Here is a 16899-nt window from a genome sequence, read left to right as displayed (position 1 = left end):
AGCCGGGCCGGGCCGCCGTGATGGGCGTGCCGACGACCACCCGGAATGCACCGGCTTCCTCTCTTCCCTCCCCTTCGAAGGATGTGCCATGACGAACAGACCCGAACGCATCGAATCCGCCACGCGCCGGACCTTACTGAAAAGTGTGGCGCTGGCCGCTGTCGTGCCCGCCGCGGCGGGGCTGCTCGGCGGACCGCTGGCCGGCTCCGCCACCGCGGCGGAGCCGGACCCCCTGCCGGACTACGCGCCAGTGCCCGCGGCCTCGGTCGGACCGGCGCTGAACACGGACGGCTACTACGTCAGCCGAATCCAGGGAAATCTCTACTGGGTGACCGACTCCTTCTACCAGGCCATGTTCCTGACCACGCGTGAAGGTGTCGTGCTCGTCGACGCACCGCCCACGATCGGACGCAACCTGCTGCGCGCCATCACCGAGGTCACTCGAGCCAACGGCATGCCCAACAGGGTCACGCACCTGATCTACTCCCACTCCCACGCCGACCACATCGGCGCGTCGGTCATCTTCGGCAAGGACGTAGTGCGCATCGGGCACACGGAGACCCGTCGGTTGCTCCTGCTCGACCGGGACCCCAACCGGCCGGCGCCGACGGAAACGTTTGAGGACCGCTACGTTCTCAAGGTGGGCGGTGAGCGGCTGGAGCTTGCCCACCACGGTCCGAACCACTCGCCCGACAACATCTTCGTCTACGCACCAGCCCAGCGAACCCTCATGGTCGTGGACGTGCTCTACCCGGGCTGGGTGCCGTTCAAGAACCTCGCTGTGTCCCAGGACATCCCCGCCTGGGTGAAGGCCCACGACGTGGCGATGGCGTACCCGTGGCAGACTTTGGTCGGCGGCCATCTCGGACGCCTCGGTGTCCGTGCCGACGGCGACATCCAGAAGCAGTACATGGCCGACCTCGACGCCGCGGTCCGCAACGCCTCGGCCACGGTGGACCCCACGCCCTACTTCGAGAAATACGGGCCCAGCGGCAACGCCTGGGCGATCTTCAAGGCCTACCTCGACGCGGTCGCCCGCCAAGCCGCCGAGCCGGTGACTGCCAAGTACGCCGGGCTACTGGCCGCCGCCGACGTCTTCACCTTCGACAACGCCTTCGCGCTGCTGGAGTCCCATCGGATCGACGGCGGACTCCTCGGCCCCTTCGGCATCCATCCGTAAGCGACGGCCGCGAACCGGAATCCAACCCGTTTGAGGACCGCGCCAGGGGGCGAAACCGTACTCCGGGCCGGACATGCGCGCTCATGTCGGCGTTCCACCGGCGTCTCGGCGCCATGCCCGTGGTGTCATTCCGTTGCTGTGGCGGAACACCCGCGCGAAATAGCCCGCATCGGGGATGCCCACGCGGTGGGCGATCTCGCTGACCGGCAGGCCCGTCTCGGCGAGCAGCCGGCGGGCCTGGACCATGCGGCGTTCGGTGATCCAGTCCAGGACGGTGCGTCCGGTGCGCTGCCGGACCACCGTGGTCAGATACCCCGGCGTCACCCCGACATTGCTGGCCACGTCGCGCAGCGACAGCGGTTCGGTGAATCGCCGCTCGATCACGTCGAACACCTCGGCCAGCAGGGGCTCATCGCTGCGTCGTAGGTCGCCCACCACGTCCGTGGCCAGCCGTGCGACGTCGACCAGCAGAAGCGTCAGGTGCGCGAGCGTGGCCTGTCGGTACCCCACGGCGCGGTCGGCCAGTTCTGTTTCGATCGCCGCGATCGTGGCCGTCCACACCGGCTGCCGCGCCGGCGGAACGCGCAGCCGAAGCAGCCCACTCGGAATCCCGTGCAGGAACGGCAACAGCAGTGGATGACTCCGCCACGATGACGACGGGCCGGCCTCGCCCAGTGCCGTCGGATCGAAGAACACCGCGCGACCCGCCGTGATCGCGTTCACCGCAGTCGGATCGACGACCTGGCCCGCGGCCAGCACGTATGCGTCCCCGTCCAGCACCGGACGAGGCGGGTCGCCCAGCGTCATCTGCCCGGCTCGTTCGATGTACATCAGCACCGGGAAGTCGTGAATGTGGCGCTGTCCGTGGCCCGGCCCGCCGGTCGCGTCGAACCGCAGCACCGAGACCGGCGGTGTCTCCGGCGCGCTGCGGTAGTGGTAGACCGGCACTCCGGCGCGGTAACCCACCGGCCTCGCCACCTCGGACATGAACCAAAGATAGTCCTACTTTCACCAACAATCGACCATGTTTCCCGTCTGACCTGGCTTCATCATGGAACCCGTGACGAAATATCATCCCACCTCGACGGCCCCGAGCAAGCAGCGTCACGACTACCTCCCCGCTGCCGGGCGTGACGCCTTGCTGCCGTTCTACGATCTGTTCACCGCCGCGCTCGGGGCGGCGGCCATCCATCGAACCCTGATCGAGCAGGCCGAGCTCACCGCTGGGCAGCGCGTGCTGGAGATCGGCTGCGGCACCGGCAACGTGGCGATCCGCGTCAAGCGCACCCACCCGGGCGTCGAGTTGGTCGGTTCCGATCCGGATCCGCTGGCACTCGCCCGCGCGCGGCGGAAGGCTCGTGGCCTCAACGGAATCCGGTTCGAGCGCGGCTACGCGCAGCGGTTGCCGCATCCCGACGGCAGTTTCGACCGAGTGCTGTCGGCGTTGATGCTGCACCATCTGGACCACGACACCAGAGTCGCCGCCGCCGCGGAGGTGGTGCGGGTGCTCCGCCCGGGCGGCAGCTTGCACCTGGTGGATTTCGCCGGACACAAGCACGGGATCCACGGATTGCTGGCTCGGCGCATGGTGAAGTCCGGTCACCTGGCCGACAACCAGGGCGACGGTATCCCGCGAATGCTGAACGCGGCGGGTCTCGACTGCGCCGAGGTGGCCTCACGCCGTCACCCGGTCATGGGGCAGATCACCTACTACCGGGCTCTGCGCCCGGCCTGACAGTGGATCGGCCGTTGCGGGGCGGCCGGCGTGCTGACCTCGAGTCGTGAACTGGATTCCGTCCTCGGCATCGGGCTGCTCACGGCGATCGACGTCGCGGCTGGCCAGGCTTTCGCGGTCGCGGCAGGCGTTGTCGTGTTGGCAGGGGCAACCGCGACGTCACCAATCGCACAGGTTGGTCCGCCGGCGACGCAAGTGTGGCGGCGAGAAGGCTGTCCAACCCTGCACGACCGGTCGCGCTCACCCTTGCCCTGTCGCCGACGGCCCTGGCGGGCCCACGAAGACGAATGTCGATAACCGTTCCGTAAGGAACAAGCGTGATGGTTGCGGGTAGCGTCATCGACGCCGATTCCGCAAGCGCGGAATCTCGTTCCGCAGCAACCTATCGGGCTTGCGCAAGCACGACATTCCCTTGACTGCAAGGAGCATCACGTGAGAATGCGCGATCGCCGCCGTGCGATCATCCTCTCCGCCATGGGCTTAGCCATGGCCTCGGTTCTCGCCTCCGTCGTCTCCACCCAGGCCAGCGCGTCGGCCGCCGGCGGCGGTCACCCCGCCACCACCGGCACCGGTGCCAGCACCGGAACTCTGCCGGTCAGCAAGACCATTCTGCCGAGCGCGATCAAGGTCGACCTGCAGCACGAGTTCGTCCGGCTTCCCTTGCACAAGGGCGAGTTCAAGGGACGGACAGTCTGGTACGTGCTCACCGAGGCCTCCGACCAGGGCGCCGCCGACGACCTCGGGCTGAACTACGCGCCCAAGCTCGCCAATGCCGGCATCGGCTGTCAGACCTGCGTGCAGAACGTCACGCTCACCGCACCGACCGGCAACGTGTTCGGCGACGGGACGATCCACTTCGCCGGCGTCCCCGACTTCAGCCCCAACCGCGTGCTCACACCCGGCAACACCGGATTTCCGCCCAGCCAGGCGGTCCCGGGCGCAGTCGGCGACGCGAACTACAGTCCCTTCATCCGCGTCGCCGGCTCGCCGACCGTCTACAACGCGCCGATCGTCGCCGTCGGCGACGGGCCGTTCGACGTCGTACACCACACCGACACCGCCGACCGGGTGCTGGCCGTGCACCCGGCGGCCAAGGACACCGGGCCCGCCCAGTTCCACGGCGCGTCCGTCGACCTGCTGTTCATCCGCGGTTTCGACTCGGGCCAGCCGATCGTGTACCTGTCCACCGACGCCAGCGACTCGACGACCGCGGTACTGGAGCGCGCCACCTATGTGCCGGCGCTGAACAACGTGGCCTTCACCGGAGGCGACGACTCGCTCGGCAGTGCACGGGAGCGCATCTTCGCCTTCGTCAACGGGCAGACCGGCGCCAACAACCCGCAGGCGCAGGGCCTGTCACATCTGATTCTGGACGGACATGCCGCCGACGACGCCTCGCTTCAGGACACGGCATTGCTGCAGGCGCTCAGTCACGGCGGCGACGCGCTCAACGTGCAGGGCGATTTCCCGACCCTGACGCAGAACAACCGCCGTGCCGCCTACAGCCCGCTGTGGGAGGCCCAGTTCGGCGAATGGACACCCAAGGCCGTCCAGCAGGGGCTGAACACCCGGCAGACCGACGAGTTCCAGATCCTCAAGCTCGCCGCCGAGCACCCGGACCTGCTCACCGCCCCGGGCGGCGCGCCGTACGGCAGCGTCAAGGCGCTGATCGACTGCCCGGTGATCGCATATCTGGCCGCCGAGCCGCAGGAGGACCTGATCGAGCCGGCGCCGGGGTCTGCGGTGGACTTCTCGGGATCCTACTTCCAGGGCTGAGGCCGCATCCCGGATGGTAGGAGAGTGTGCGTGGGCTGCCGTTGCCGGCAATGGCAGCCCACGCAGTCGGCCGTCTCACGTAGGCACTCGCGCGGCTTCTACCCGGTGACGATCGCGCCGCGTGTCGAGGACAGTGTCGGTGGGAGTAGGGCAGGCGGAGTGTGTCGGCCTGGCCGTGGCTTTCGCGACGTGCCCTGACTTGAGTTTCAACCTGCGGGTTGGGGGCGGCATACCTTCTATACATGACGATTGCCCGGTCGGTCCTGATCGGCGTATAAGCCCTACTTCACCGGCAGGGCCGTCAGCTACTGAGGTTGAACCGTTTGGGTCTGCAGGTCTCCATCTGCCCCCTGGGCCAGCCCGCCGACGTCACTGTTCGGTCGGGCTGGACACCTGGTACTGAACGCAGCGATGTCCGAGGCATCCCGTGAGGAGGACACCGGGGCCGTGCCTGACTCGGAGGCCAGCGGGTTGGTGCGCACGCGTGTTCCCGGTACGGCCGGTGCGGCTCCTGGCCTGCGGCGACAACCTTCCGCGCCGCGCACCCGCACCCGCACCCGGGTCGATGAGACAAGCTTCGGGTCGAGATCGCGCTGAACGCCCTGATCGCTTCGGCTTTGGACGGATCGGCCGAAACGCCCTGTGACCGAATGACCATCGGACGCGGGACGGACGGACTGTTGCGTGCACAACCGCACTCAAATCATGTAGATGTCGATACATGATCAATGCATGAGGGCCGGAGGATGCCGGTGGCGTCCGGACCCCGGAGTCGCGGGTCCGAGCACCGCCGAACAAGCCCGCCTGCCGCACTCGGCCGGGGCGACGCGTGATCATCTGGGGGTCTGACATCGCGCACCGAGGTCGGCCACGGGCGGACGGCTCACTCCCCGCGTGCGGGCGCATGAGGGTTCGACCCGAAGGGCGTCGGCGCACGGGGAGGGAGGTGGCTCGTGGAGTTTAAGGTTCTCGGGCCGTTGGAGGTGTGGACCGAGCGGGGCCGGCTGCCTCTTCGCGGCCGCAGACACCAGTACGTGCTGGCGGTGCTGCTGCTGTCGAACAATCGCATCGTGCCGGTGGACCGGCTGGTCGACGCGGCCTGGGAGGGCGAGCTCCCGGCCACCGCGCCGCACCAGGTTCGCAAGATCATCGCTGACCTGCGCAAGAACCTGGACAGCACGCTCATCGTCACCGACGGTCCCGGCTACCGAATGCACCTGAGCGACGAGCAGCTCGACCTCAACCTGTTCAACCTGCGGCTGGCCCGGGCCGACGAGGCCATGGAGTCCGGCCTGCCGGAGAACGCGGCCATCCAGTTGGACCTGGGCCTGAAGCTGTGGCGGGATTCGGCGCTCTACGGCCTCGGCGGCCCGGTGCTGAGCCCAGCCATCGCCCAGCTGGACGAGCAACGCCTGGTGGTCACCGAGCGCCTGATCGGCCTGCGCCTGTCGCTGGGGATGGCGGCGGCGGTCGTGACCGACCTGAACCTGTTGGTGCAGCGTCACCCGCTGCGGGAGACCCTCCGGGCGCAGCTGATGCTCGCGCTGTACCGGACCGGCCGGCAGGCCGAGGCGTTGCGCTCCTACGCCGATGCCCGCACCGTGCTGGCCGACGAGCTGGGGGTGGATCCGGGGCCGCAGCTGTCTCGGCTCTACGAGCAGATCCTGCGCGGCGACCCCGAGCTGGACGTGCGTCCGGCGACTCCGGCGATCCGCCTCAGACCGGCGGTCGAGGTCGCCGAGGAGCCGGCGACCCGGCCGAACACACTTCCCTACACCCTCCCCGACTTCGTCGGCCGCGTGGCCGAACTGGCGAGCGTGGCGAACCTGGCGATGGCCGCCGCCGAACGCGGCCGGCTGACCATCGTCGCCGTCGACGGCATGGCCGGGGTCGGCAAGACCTCCTTCGCGCTGCACGCCGCCTACGCGATCGCGGACCAGTTTCCCGACGGCCAGCTGTTCATCGACCTGCGCGGCCATGTCGAGGGTGCTGAGCCGCTCGACCCGATGGGGGCGCTCGAACAGCTGCTGAAGGCCGTCGGGGTCGAGGGCGACCAGATCCCGGACGAGGTGGCCGCCCGCTCGGCGATGTGGCGGACGCGGATGGCGGGCAAGCGGATGCTGGTCGTGCTCGACGACGCGGTGGGCATCGGCCAGATCCGCCCGCTGCTGCCGGGCGCGGGCGGCTGCCTGCTGCTGGTCACCAGCCGGTCCCGGATCACCGACCTGGACGGCGTGGCGCCGATCTCGCTGCGGCCCATGACCGACGAGGAGGCCATGGACCTGCTCGGCCGGATCCTCGGCAAGGAGCAGATCACCAGGTCCGCCACGGACGTCCGCGAGCTGACCGCGGTGTGCGGACATCTGCCGCTGGCCCTGCGCATCGCCGCCGCCCGGCTCCGAAGCCGTCCTATGTGGACGATGGGGGACCTCGTGCGGCGCCTTCGGAAGGAGGACGACCGGCTGGACGAGCTGTCGACCGCCGAACGCAGCGTGTCGAGGACGATCGAGATGTCCTATCAGCGGCTGCCCGCCAGCGCCCGCCGCCTGTTCCGCTACGTCGGCATGACTCTGGGCAACGACTTCGGCGTGCACGCGGCGGCCGCCATCGCGAACATGCCGCTCGGCCAGACCAGCCGGACCCTGGAGCACCTGCTCGACGCCCACCTGTTGCTCCAGCCCCGCGCGGACCGGTACGCGCTGCACGGCCTGCTGCGCAGCTACGCGCTGCGGGCCGGCTACGCCGAGGACACGGAGCCCGAGCGGCAGGCGGCGTTGCGACGGCTGTTGGACTTCTACCTGGTCACGGCCGATGAGGCCGCCGCGAGCATCCACCCGGGTCGGCGGCGGCTCACGCTGCAGGTCTCGGCCCCGACGAGCGGCATACCGACGTTCGAAACCCAGGCCGACGGCCTGGCCTGGTTCGACCATGAGCAGGACGGCCTGTTCGCGGCGATCGCCTTCATCACCGAACACGGCCCGGACCACCACGGCAGTCACCTGCCCCGGGCCATGGCCAGCTACCTGCAGATCCGCGGGCGCCTGCACAACCACGTCGACATGCTGCACAACGCGCTCGTGGCCGCGGCCCGCAGCGGCGACCGCGCGATCGAGGTCATGAACCTCAGTTCGCTGTCGTCGGTGCAGTGGCAGATGGGCAAGGTCGGCGAGGTCTTCACCAACATGAAGCGGGCGCTGTCGATATCGGAGGAATCCGGCGACCGCGAGTCCGAGGCCGTGTGCCTGAGCCGGATCGGCCTGCTGTCGCAGAGCGTCGGCCGCTACACGGAGGCGTTGTCCTATCTGGAGCGGGCGCTCGCGGCGCATCGGGAGATGGGCAGCCTGTTCGAGGAGGGCGTGGCGCTCAGCACGCTGTCGGTGGTGCACCTGGCGTTGGGACGTAACCGGGAGGCCCGGGACGTGGGCCGAACGGCGCTGTTGCTGCACGAGCAGCTCAACCACGGGGTCTACATGGTGACCACCATGGAGACGATCGCCGCCGCCGAGCTGGAACTGGGCGATCACACCGCCGCCACCGACATCCTGGCTCGGGCGATGCGGACGACGCAGGACATCGGTTTCCGCGCGGGCGAAGCGATGACGCTGATGCGGATGGCCGACGCCGACCGTCGCATGGGCCGGCTGGACGATGCGCTGACGCACGGGATGCGGGCGCTGGAGCTGCTGTGGACCATCCAGCGTCCCGCGGTCGAGGCGGAGGCGATGAACATCCTCGCCGCCGTGCACCTCGCCCGGCACGAGCTCACCGCGGCGATGTCCCACTACCGCAACGCGGTCGACCTGGCGGAGCGGGTCGAGTGCCGGCTCGAGCTGGGCAAGGCGCTGGCCGGTGTCGGCGACGTGCTGGCGGAGCTGGGCGACCTGGACGAGGCGGCGCAGCAGTGGCAGTACGCGCTGCGCCACCACGTGGCCATGGGCACCCCGTGGGTCCGGGTGCTGCGGGACAAGCTGGACTCGGTGGACCCGGCCGACGAGCGGGAAGGCGCCTAACCGTGGCCGATCGGCCGGATCACAGCAGTTCGACCTTGCGGTCCAGCAGACACAGGCCGCCGGTGGCGGTCCACAGGCGGTCGTTGGAGTAGTTCAGCGCGGCCGAGCGGAGGTCACGCAGGGCCCGTTCGAGCGGGATCGCCGAGTCGGCGCTGTACCCGACGGACATCCCGGCCAGCTGCACCATCCGGTCGACGGCCCGGTAGGTCAACTCGGACGCGGCGATCTTCAGGCTGTTGAGGTGGATCTGCAGCGACGGGGCGTCGCACGGAGCCGCCCGCGCCCGGACCCGCTCGACCTCCTCGCGGACCCGCCCGAGATAGGCGCTCACCAGTTCCAGGTCGAGTCGGATCCGGGCGACACGCTCACGCACCAGCGGGGAGGCGACGTCGGTTCGGCCGTCGCGGGCCAGGTGCCGCACCAAGGCGGAGAAGACGGCCCGCGCGGCCCCGAGCCAGCAGGCGCTCCAAGCCAGGTGCCCCACCGGGATCATGCTGTCGAGGGCGACGGCGCGAAAGCCGCCGGGCGGGCCGACGACCTGGTCCGGGCGAATGGCCCCGGCCAGCCGCACGGCGCCGCTCTCGGTCGCCCGCATGCCCATCGGGTTCCAGGCGCCGTAGCGCTCGATGTCGAGGTCGGCCCGGTCGGCGTAGACCAGGCTCACCGCGTGCTCCCCCTGGTCGGGACCATCGCGCATGGTGATCAGGAACCCGTCGGCGTGGGCGGCGCCGGTGACGACCGGCGCGTCGCGGCGAAACCGGATGGACGCTTCGGCCGTGGCCGCCCCGTCCGCTCCCCCGCGTTCGAGGGATGCGTCCGCAGAGAGCAGATGGCCCCCGGTCCCCGCCTCGGTGGTGACGGACGCCAGGTACACCTCGCCGGCGGCGATCCGCGGCAGCAGCTCGGCCCGCAGTCTCGGGCCGGCGTGGCGGACCAGGACGTCGACCTGCTGGCAGTGCATGGCCAGGATCATGGCCGTGGACAGGCAGCCCCCGGCAAGCCGCTGCGCGACCGTCACCAGGTCGGCCAGGCCGAGGCCTTGGCCGCCGTGGTCCTCGGGCACGAGCAGGCCGAGCAAACCGGCGGCGCGCAGCGCATCGAGGTTCTCCGCCGGGAAACGGGCCTCCCGGTCCACGGTCGCGGCGTTCGCGGCCAGCAACGGGACGAGCGAGTCGAGGGATTCGAGCGCGTCCCGGACGCGCACGGCGGATCGGTCAGCCATCCCTACCTTCTTCCTTGGGTCGGCTCGGGCCAGTCGTAGGGTTCGAGTGGTCCCAGGGGCGCCGGGCGTGGCTTTCAGTCATCTGCGGTTGGTGTGGCTTGTTCCGATTGGCCACCCGGCACCTCCTTGACGACCCGGCCGCTGATTGAGAATTGCGACCCGATCGCTGCGTAGGGATAGGCCGGCGAGGTCGTCTACGGGAGAACACGCTGGTCAGAGCAGGGAGACACGAGTGGAACGTGCGTGGGCAGGGGTGGACATCGGCAAGGGACACCACCACGTCGTGGTGATCGACGCCGATGGTGTCCGGCTGCTGTCGCGCCGGGTGGTCAACGACGAGACCGCGGTGCTGGAGCTGATCGGCCAGATCACCGCGTTGGCCGACCAGGTCCGCTGGGCCGTCGACGTCTGTACTGGTGGCGCCGCGTTGCTGCTGGCGCTGCTGGTCGCTCACGGGCAGCAGGTGGTCCACCTGTCGGGCCAGCAGGTCAACCGCGCCGCCGGCGGCTACCGGGGCGAGGGCAAGACCGACGCGAAAGACGCCGCGATCATCGCCGACCAGGCGCGCATGCGCCGGGACCTGTCCCCGCTGCGCGTCGACGACGAACTGATCGTCGAGTTGCGAATGTTGGTCGCGCGCCGTCGTGACCTCGCCGGTGACCGCGTGCGCCTGGTCAACCGGCTGCACGACCAATTGTTGGGCATCAGCCCTGCCCTGGAACGGGCGTTGGACCTGACCAACCACGGCCCGCTGGTCCTGCTCACCCACGTCCAGACACCGACAGCCATCCGCCGGCTCGGAGTTGGCGGGCTTGAGGACTGGCTGCGGTCGCAGAAAGTCCGCAGCGCCGCCGCACTGGCTGCCGCAGCCGTGGCAGCGGCGAGCTCCCAGCACACCGTGCTGCCCGGCGAGCAGTTGGCCGCGCAGCTCGTCGCGGACATGGCGAAGGGAGTGATCTCCCTCGATGAGCAGCTCAAGCAGACCGACAAGCTCATCGAGGGCCGGTTTCGCCGGCACCGACACGCCGCGACCCTGTTGAGCATGCCCGGTATCGGAGTGCTGCTCGGTGCGGAGTTTCTCGCGGCCACCGGCGGTGACATGACCGCGTTCGCCTCCGCTGATCACCTGGCCGGCTACGCCGGCCTGGCCCCGGCACCGCACGATTCCGGCCGGGTCAGCGGTAACCTGCGCCGACCCCGCCGCTACCATCGCGGCCTGCAACGCGCCCTCTACACCTCCGCACTGGTCAGCATCGGCTGCAACGACCAGTCGCGGACCTTCTATGACCGCAAGAGATCCGAGGGCAAGCGCCACACCCAGGCCGTCCTGGCCCTGGCACGCCGCCGCGTCAACGTCCTGTGGGCACTGCTGCGCGACGACCGCTGCTACGCACTCGTCCCGCCCCTCTCGGCAAACGCTGCTTGACGTTCTCATCTTGACAACTTCATTGAGAATCGGGATGTACCTCCTCGGAGTGAAGCACGAGCCGTTCCGCGCGCCGCACCACACCGTGGTCGACGATCACCTCGACCGGCGCCGGACGGCTGAGGAAGGCGAGCAGGCTGGCGGTCGTGCCGTACGCGCCGACGTTGGGGATCGCCAGCAGCTGACCGCGGCGCGGCGCGGCGATCGTGGCCGTGGTGCTCAGCACGTCGAGCGGGGTGCAGAGGGGGCCGACCAGGGTCACCCGCTGCTCGGGCTCGTCCGGCCGGTCGGTCCGGCCGACCACCCGGGCCTGGGCGTCGGGCGCCCGCAGCCGGCCGAGGCCGGTCATGCCGCCGAGCACGTTCACGCCCGCGTCGAGCACGACGAAGGTGCGGTCGCCTGAGCGTTTGGTGTCCAGCACCGTGGTCAGCAGCGTGCCACTCGTGGCGGTGAGGTGGCGCCCGGACTCGAACAGCACCCGCGGCACGCCGGATCGCCAGGCGGGGAAGGCGACGTCCAACTGCTCGGCCAGGTCGGCCCGCAGGCTGTGGTACCGCGGCAAGGTTCCCGGCCGCGCGTTGGGCGCGGAGAACCCGCCGCCGAGAGCGAGCACGGTGGGCGCGAAACCGTCGCCACCAACCGCGCGGACGACGGCCAGCGCGTTGTGGAACTCCGCGCGCAGGTCCTGCTCGTCCGCCACGTTGGTCGCGAAGAAGGTGTGCGTGCCGACCGGACGCACCCGCCGGCCGGGGCGCAGCAGCGCGGTCACCGCCCCGGCATCGCCCACGTCGACGCCGAAAGCCGTCGGGCGGCCGGTCATCCGCAACGAGCCGCCCGCGCTGGCCCGGGGATAGTTCAGCCGCACCAGGACATCGACGGTGACATCGAGCAGTTCGCACGCCTGCTCGACGCGGGCACGGTCGCCGGGCGACTCGACCGAGAACAGGCGGACCCCCGCCGCCAGCGCGGTCCGCACCTCGTCAGCGGTCTTGCCGGGCCCGGTGTACAGCACGTGCCGGGGCGGGCAGCCGGCGGCCAGTGCGACGGCCAGCTCGCCGCTCGAACTCACTTCCGCCCCGGCACCGACGGCGACGAGCGCCTCGACCACCGCGGGATGCGGATTGGCCTTGAGGGAGTACAGGAGGTCGCTCGGCTGCGGGAGGTCGGCGGTGAGAGCGATGTACGCCGCCCGCACGGCGTCCAGGTCGTAGACGTACGCCGGCGTCCCGTAGTCGCGGGCGATGTCCTCCAGCAAGGCCGGATCGAGACCGAGGTCGGCATCCCGTGGAGAGTCGGCCGGCGTCATGGCGCTGCCTCCCGCAACGCACGCAGGGCGGCCCGGTCGACCTTGCCGTTGGGCGTCTGTGGCAGCTCGGGCAGCACGACGCAGCGGTCCGGCGCACGGGCGGCGCCCAGCCGCTCGGCCAACGCGTCGCGCACGTGGTCGGCGGGCAGCGAGGTGACCGCCCAGACGGTCAGGGTGCCGGCGGCGTCGGGCGGCAATGCGGCGGCGGCGCGCACGTCGGGTATGTCCAGCAGCGCCGTTTCCAGTTCCAGGGTGCTCATGCGCCAGCCGCGGTGTTTGAAGACGTCGTCGTCGCGGCCGAGGAAGTACAGGCGTCCGTCCGGATCGAGGTAACCGCGGTCGCCGGTGAACACCGCCGGCTCACCGGTGTCCGGCGCGGGGCGGAAGCGGCGGGCAGTCTCTTGTGGACTGTTCCAGTAGCCGGCCATCACGTGCGGGCCGACGGCGACGATCTCGCCGGGGGCGCCGGGTGGCTGGTTCCGTCCTTCGGCGTCCACCACGAGCACGCGGGTGCCGGGCAGCGGGCGCCCGACGGTGGCCGGATGGGCCAGGTCCTCGTCCGGATCGGCGATGGTGATGCGCTTGCACTCGGTCATGCCGTACATGCATACGACCGCGACGTCCGGGAAGGCCAGGCGCACCCGTTCGGCCAGCGGGCCGGTCAGCGCCGCACCCGTGTTCGTGACGAGGCGGACGTTCGTGGGCCGCCGGTCCCTGACGGCCAGGCGGGCCAACAGGTCACCCGCGGTCGGCACGATCGGCAGCACGCTGGCCCCGGCCTCGCGGAGCGCGACGAGCTCGGCGGCGGACATCACGCCGGGCGGCGTGACCAGCTCCGCACCGGCGAGCGCACACAGGAACAGCTGGTAGAGCCCGTAGTCGAAACACATCGGCAGGCGGTTCCAGACGACGTCGTCGGGCCGGTAGCCGAGACGTTCCCCGATCGCCCGCACCGCGAAGGCAACCGACGCGTGCGGGCAGACGATGCCCTTGGGCCGGCCGGTCGAGCCGGAGGTGTAGAGCAGCAGGCACTCCTGGTCGCCCGCTATCAGGGAACCGGCGGGCGACGGCCCGCTTCGGTCCTCGGATCCCTGGCGCAGCAACGTGGTCACCGGCACGGCCGGTGTCGGCCGGTCGTCGCTGCCGACCACCAGGGCCGGGGCGGCGTCGGCGCGAATGTGGTCGAGCTCGAAAGCGCTGGCGTCCGGGCGGGCCGGGATGAGGCTGGCGCCGGCGCGCATCGTGCCGAACAGCAGCGCGGCGAAGTCCCGTCCAGGCGGCGCGATCGAGAGGACTCGGCTGCCCGGGCCGATGCCGCGTGCTCCGAGCGCCCGAGCGACGCGCTGGCTGGCCTGGTCGAGTTCGGCCCAGGTCCAGCGCCCGGTCGCGTCTCTCACCGCCGGGCGAGCACCGTGCCGCGCCGCGGCCTGGTCGAGAACGGCCACGACGTTTCCCACCACCGGTTCCCGCATCGTCACGCATCGCTCCGGGCGACGTCGCGTTGGGTCAGCGAGCGGTACGGGCCGTCCTGGGCGACCAGGTCGCGGTGGTGGCCGCGCTGGACCACCCGGCCCTGGTCCAGGACCACGATCTGGTCCGCCTCCTCGACGGCGGTCAGCCGGTGGGCGATGACCACCAGGGTGGTGCCGAGTTCGACCAGCGAGCGGAAGATCCGGCGTTCCAGGGCCGGGTCCAGCGCGCTGGTGGCCTCGTCCAGGATGAGGATCTCGGGCCGGCGCATGAGGGCCCGGGCCAGGGCGACGCGCTGCCGCTGTCCCCCGGACAGCCCGGCGCCGCCGGAACCCAGGACGGTCTGGTACTTCAGGGGCAGGGTCCTGATGTCCTGGTGGATCTCGGCCAGCCGGGCGGCCGTCTTGATCGCTTCGATGTCGGTGTCCGTGCTGCCGAAGGTGATGTTGTCGCGGATCGAGCCGGCGAACAGCCGGGAGTCCTGGTTGACGAAGGCGATCGAGCGGCGGTAGGCCACGGTGTCGGTGCGGGCCAGGTCCCGGCCGAGAGCCCGCACGCGCCCGGAGGTGGCCGGGTACAGGCCGGCCGCCAGCAGGGCGCAGGTCGACTTGCCCGAACCCGACGCCCCGAGGATGACGGTGAAGCTGCCCGCCGGCACGGTGAAGGAGACCTCGTCGAGCACCGGTTCGCTGCCGGGATAGGCGAACGAGACGTTCTCGAAGCTGAGCGCGCCGCCCGGGTCCGGGTCGGTCGGGGCCGCCGCCCCGTCCCGGGCGGCGCGCTCGGGCACGGCCTCCATGATGTCGCCTAGCCGGGCGAAGGAGGCGCCAAGTCCGGACAGCTGCAAACCCGTCTGCACCAGATTGGCCAGGGGCACCAGCAGGCCCATGGCCAACACGCTGAAACCGAGCACGTCTCCGGTGGACAGCAGCCCTTCGTCGACGCGGACGGAGCCCACTACGAGTACCAGCAGCGGGGCCGCGATCTGCAGCGCGCTGCTGAGCACCGAGGAGACGGCCAGCAGCCGGCGGCTGCGGGTGCGCGCGTTCAACTCGTCGGCCAGCGTGTGGCTCCACCGGCGCGCGGCCACGTCCTCCAGTCCGGCGGCCTTGAGCGTGCTGAGGCCCTCGAGGAGTTCGACCAGCTCGGCGTCGGCCCGCGACCGGGCCTCCAGCGCGTCGACGCTGGCGTATTCCTGCCGGCGCCAGGACAGCACGAGCACCGCGACCTGGGCGAGGGCCAGCGCGATGGCCAGACCGGCCAGCAGCGGGTCCGCCAGGAGCAGCAGGGCCATGTAGAACAGCACCAACAGGCCGTCGAACATGCTGGTGAACGCGGTGGCCGAGAGGATCTGCCGCACCGCGGTGCTGGTGCGCACGCGCTGCATCAGGTCGCCCGGCGCGCGGGTGGCGAAGAAGCCGTAGGGCAGCGCCAGCAGACGGTGCAGCACGCCGGTCGTCACCTCCTCGTCGACTCGCGTCTGGATGGCCGCGAAGGCGACCGACCGGGCGAACTGGAGCAGGAAGTAGAGGACGGCGAGCAGTGCGACGCCGAGCAGGAACAGGGCCGTGCCGCCGGTGCGGCCCCCGGTGGCGTGGTCGGCGACCGCCTTGGTGACCAGCGGCGTCGCGAGGTTGAAGCCGAGCAGCAGCAACGAACAGAGGACAAACGGGATCCAGCGGCGATCGCCGGGCAGGAAGTAGCGGGCATAGCGCCACGAGCCCTCGGGCCGGCGCGCACGCCGCCGGTGCACCAGCTTGGCCAGAAAGGGGAGGCCGAAAATCGAGGGTTTCTCACCTGTGGTGGGCAACGGCGGACTCAGCAGTAGCGCCACGCCGGTGAACGCCTCACCGACGGCGTCCAAGGTCATGCGGCGGCGACCGTACTGGGGATCGACCAGGTGGATGTGCCGGCCGGCGACCCGTTCCAGCACGACGAAGTGGTTGAAGTTCCAGAACAGGATGGCGCCCGCCGGCAGGTCGCGCAGACCGTCCAATGTGGTCCGCACACCGCGTCCGCGGAAGCCGTGGTCCCGCGCCGCGTCCAGCAGCCGGCGGGCGGAGACGCCGTCGCGGCCGGTGCCGGCGGCCTCGCGCAGCTCGCGGATCGGCACCTCCACGCCGTGCAGCGCGAACACCATCGCCAGGCACGTGGGGCCGCAGTCACTGACCTGCGACTGGATGCGAACGGGAACACGCCGCGCCCGCAACGCGTCCCAGCCGGCCCGCAGCCAGGACCGGCGCGGCCGATCCGCCGCACCCTCGGAATCATCCGAGTTGGTCCGCGCCGGCCGCGCGAATCCCGGTGACACCGCAGCACCCAGTTCGCGGGCCGCGCCACGGGCGGCCATGGCCTGCTCCCGGAACACGGGCGCCGGGGGGTTGGCCGAGTTCGGCACGGCTCGCTCGCCGTCTCGCATCGTGCTCATCAACTGAACTCCGTCATCGGGTACACCGGGTCAGCGGCCGGGCGTGATCGTGATCGACACGCACGAGCGGCGGAACAGCCGGACGGTCGTTGCCGCCGCCCGGCTGCCCGCTGCCGTCAGCGGCCGGTCAGATGCAGCTGTTGATCGTCAGACCGCTGCCGCCCACGATCTCGGCGAGCATCTCGTCCGACAGCTCCTGGATGTCGAGGACCTCGGAGTTGTCCATCAGCAAATCACTCCTTCCCACATCGGGGACGTGCCACTGGAACGGGTCACGCCCATGGACGGAGCGGATCGGCGGGTGGCGCGGTGCAGCCGGTCCGCCCGCTCCGCCGACAAGCATGGT

Annotated in this window: 11 protein-coding genes; 5 read left to right on the top strand and 6 right to left on the bottom strand. The window is 70.6% G+C overall.

The genetic code is table 11. From position 1 onward, the window contains the following. The first annotated feature begins 88 nt into the window (after positions 1 to 88). Positions 89 to 1180, top strand: coding sequence for an MBL fold metallo-hydrolase (locus BJ998_RS38375; RefSeq protein ID WP_184868155.1), 1092 nt, complete (start codon positions 89 to 91; stop codon positions 1178 to 1180). Between the two features lie 81 nt (positions 1181 to 1261). Here BJ998_RS38375 and BJ998_RS48030 read toward each other — a convergent pair whose 3' ends face one another. Then, the gene (locus BJ998_RS48030) at positions 1262 to 2167 is read right to left on the bottom strand and encodes a helix-turn-helix transcriptional regulator (protein ID WP_184868154.1); all 906 of its coding nucleotides are present in this window, start codon (positions 2165 to 2167) and stop codon (positions 1262 to 1264) included. Positions 2168 to 2240: 73 nt separating this feature from the next. Between BJ998_RS48030 and BJ998_RS38365 the strand changes: the two genes are divergently transcribed. The 3 genes from BJ998_RS38365 (at position 2241) to BJ998_RS38355 (ending at position 8701) form a co-directional block, all read left to right on the top strand. Further along, entirely contained in the window at positions 2241 to 2915 is a 675-nt protein-coding gene (locus BJ998_RS38365; RefSeq protein WP_221338278.1) for a class I SAM-dependent methyltransferase, read from the top strand. Positions 2916 to 3347: 432 nt separating this feature from the next. Beyond that, on the top strand, positions 3348 to 4691 hold the full coding sequence (locus BJ998_RS38360; protein ID WP_184868152.1) for a hypothetical protein: 1344 nt from the start codon (positions 3348 to 3350) through the stop codon (positions 4689 to 4691). A 953-nt stretch (positions 4692 to 5644) separates the two neighbouring features. Next, complete coding sequence (locus BJ998_RS38355; protein WP_184868151.1) at positions 5645 to 8701, top strand: AfsR/SARP family transcriptional regulator; 3057 nt, start codon at positions 5645 to 5647, stop codon at positions 8699 to 8701. Between the two features lie 19 nt (positions 8702 to 8720). On the opposite strand, the gene BJ998_RS38350 is transcribed toward BJ998_RS38355, so the two are convergent. Next, positions 8721 to 9923, bottom strand: coding sequence for an acyl-CoA dehydrogenase family protein (locus BJ998_RS38350; RefSeq protein ID WP_184868150.1), 1203 nt, complete (start codon positions 9921 to 9923; stop codon positions 8721 to 8723). A gap of 232 nt (positions 9924 to 10155) precedes the next feature. Between BJ998_RS38350 and BJ998_RS38345 the strand changes: the two genes are divergently transcribed. Beyond that, the gene (locus tag BJ998_RS38345) at positions 10156 to 11349 is read left to right on the top strand and encodes an IS110 family RNA-guided transposase (RefSeq protein ID WP_184868149.1); all 1194 of its coding nucleotides are present in this window, start codon (positions 10156 to 10158) and stop codon (positions 11347 to 11349) included. Between the two features lie 19 nt (positions 11350 to 11368). Here the strand turns inward: BJ998_RS38345 and BJ998_RS38340 are convergent, their stop codons facing one another. The 4 genes from BJ998_RS38340 to BJ998_RS38325 form a co-directional block, all read right to left on the bottom strand. Beyond that, positions 11369 to 12655 (bottom strand): type III PLP-dependent enzyme domain-containing protein, encoded by a 1287-nt coding sequence (locus BJ998_RS38340; RefSeq protein WP_184868148.1) that lies wholly within the window; start codon positions 12653 to 12655, stop codon positions 11369 to 11371. Then, on the bottom strand, positions 12652 to 14127 hold the full coding sequence (locus BJ998_RS38335) for a class I adenylate-forming enzyme family protein (protein ID WP_184869208.1): 1476 nt from the start codon (positions 14125 to 14127) through the stop codon (positions 12652 to 12654). The genes BJ998_RS38340 and BJ998_RS38335 overlap by 4 nt, the downstream gene beginning before the upstream one ends. Positions 14128 to 14129: 2 nt before the next feature. Further along, a complete protein-coding gene (locus BJ998_RS38330) occupies positions 14130 to 16553 on the bottom strand; it encodes a peptidase domain-containing ABC transporter (RefSeq protein WP_184868147.1) in 2424 nt (807 codons plus the stop codon). A gap of 127 nt (positions 16554 to 16680) precedes the next feature. Continuing rightward, on the bottom strand, positions 16681 to 16779 hold the full coding sequence (locus BJ998_RS38325) for a bacteriocin (protein WP_184868146.1): 99 nt from the start codon (positions 16777 to 16779) through the stop codon (positions 16681 to 16683). Positions 16780 to 16899 lie beyond the last annotated feature (120 nt).

The sequence above is a fragment of the Kutzneria kofuensis genome (genome assembly GCF_014203355.1).
Lineage (GTDB): Bacteria > Actinomycetota > Actinomycetes > Mycobacteriales > Pseudonocardiaceae > Kutzneria > Kutzneria kofuensis.
Note: the sequence above shows the minus strand (reverse complement) of the source record. Positions and strands in the feature narration are given on the sequence as shown.

Coding starts and splice junctions, on each gene's coding strand:
- BJ998_RS38375 (WP_184868155.1), top strand. CDS start 89: ATGACGAACAGACCCGAACGCATCGAATCCGCCACGCGCCGGACCTTA.
- BJ998_RS38330 (WP_184868147.1), bottom strand. CDS start 16,553: ATGAGCACGATGCGAGACGGCGAGCGAGCCGTGCCGAACTCGGCCAAC.
- BJ998_RS38350 (WP_184868150.1), bottom strand. CDS start 9,923: ATGGCTGACCGATCCGCCGTGCGCGTCCGGGACGCGCTCGAATCCCTC.
- BJ998_RS38335 (WP_184869208.1), bottom strand. CDS start 14,127: ATGCGGGAACCGGTGGTGGGAAACGTCGTGGCCGTTCTCGACCAGGCC.
- BJ998_RS38340 (WP_184868148.1), bottom strand. CDS start 12,655: ATGACGCCGGCCGACTCTCCACGGGATGCCGACCTCGGTCTCGATCCG.
- BJ998_RS38325 (WP_184868146.1), bottom strand. CDS start 16,779: ATGGACAACTCCGAGGTCCTCGACATCCAGGAGCTGTCGGACGAGATG.
- BJ998_RS48030 (WP_184868154.1), bottom strand. CDS start 2,167: ATGTCCGAGGTGGCGAGGCCGGTGGGTTACCGCGCCGGAGTGCCGGTC.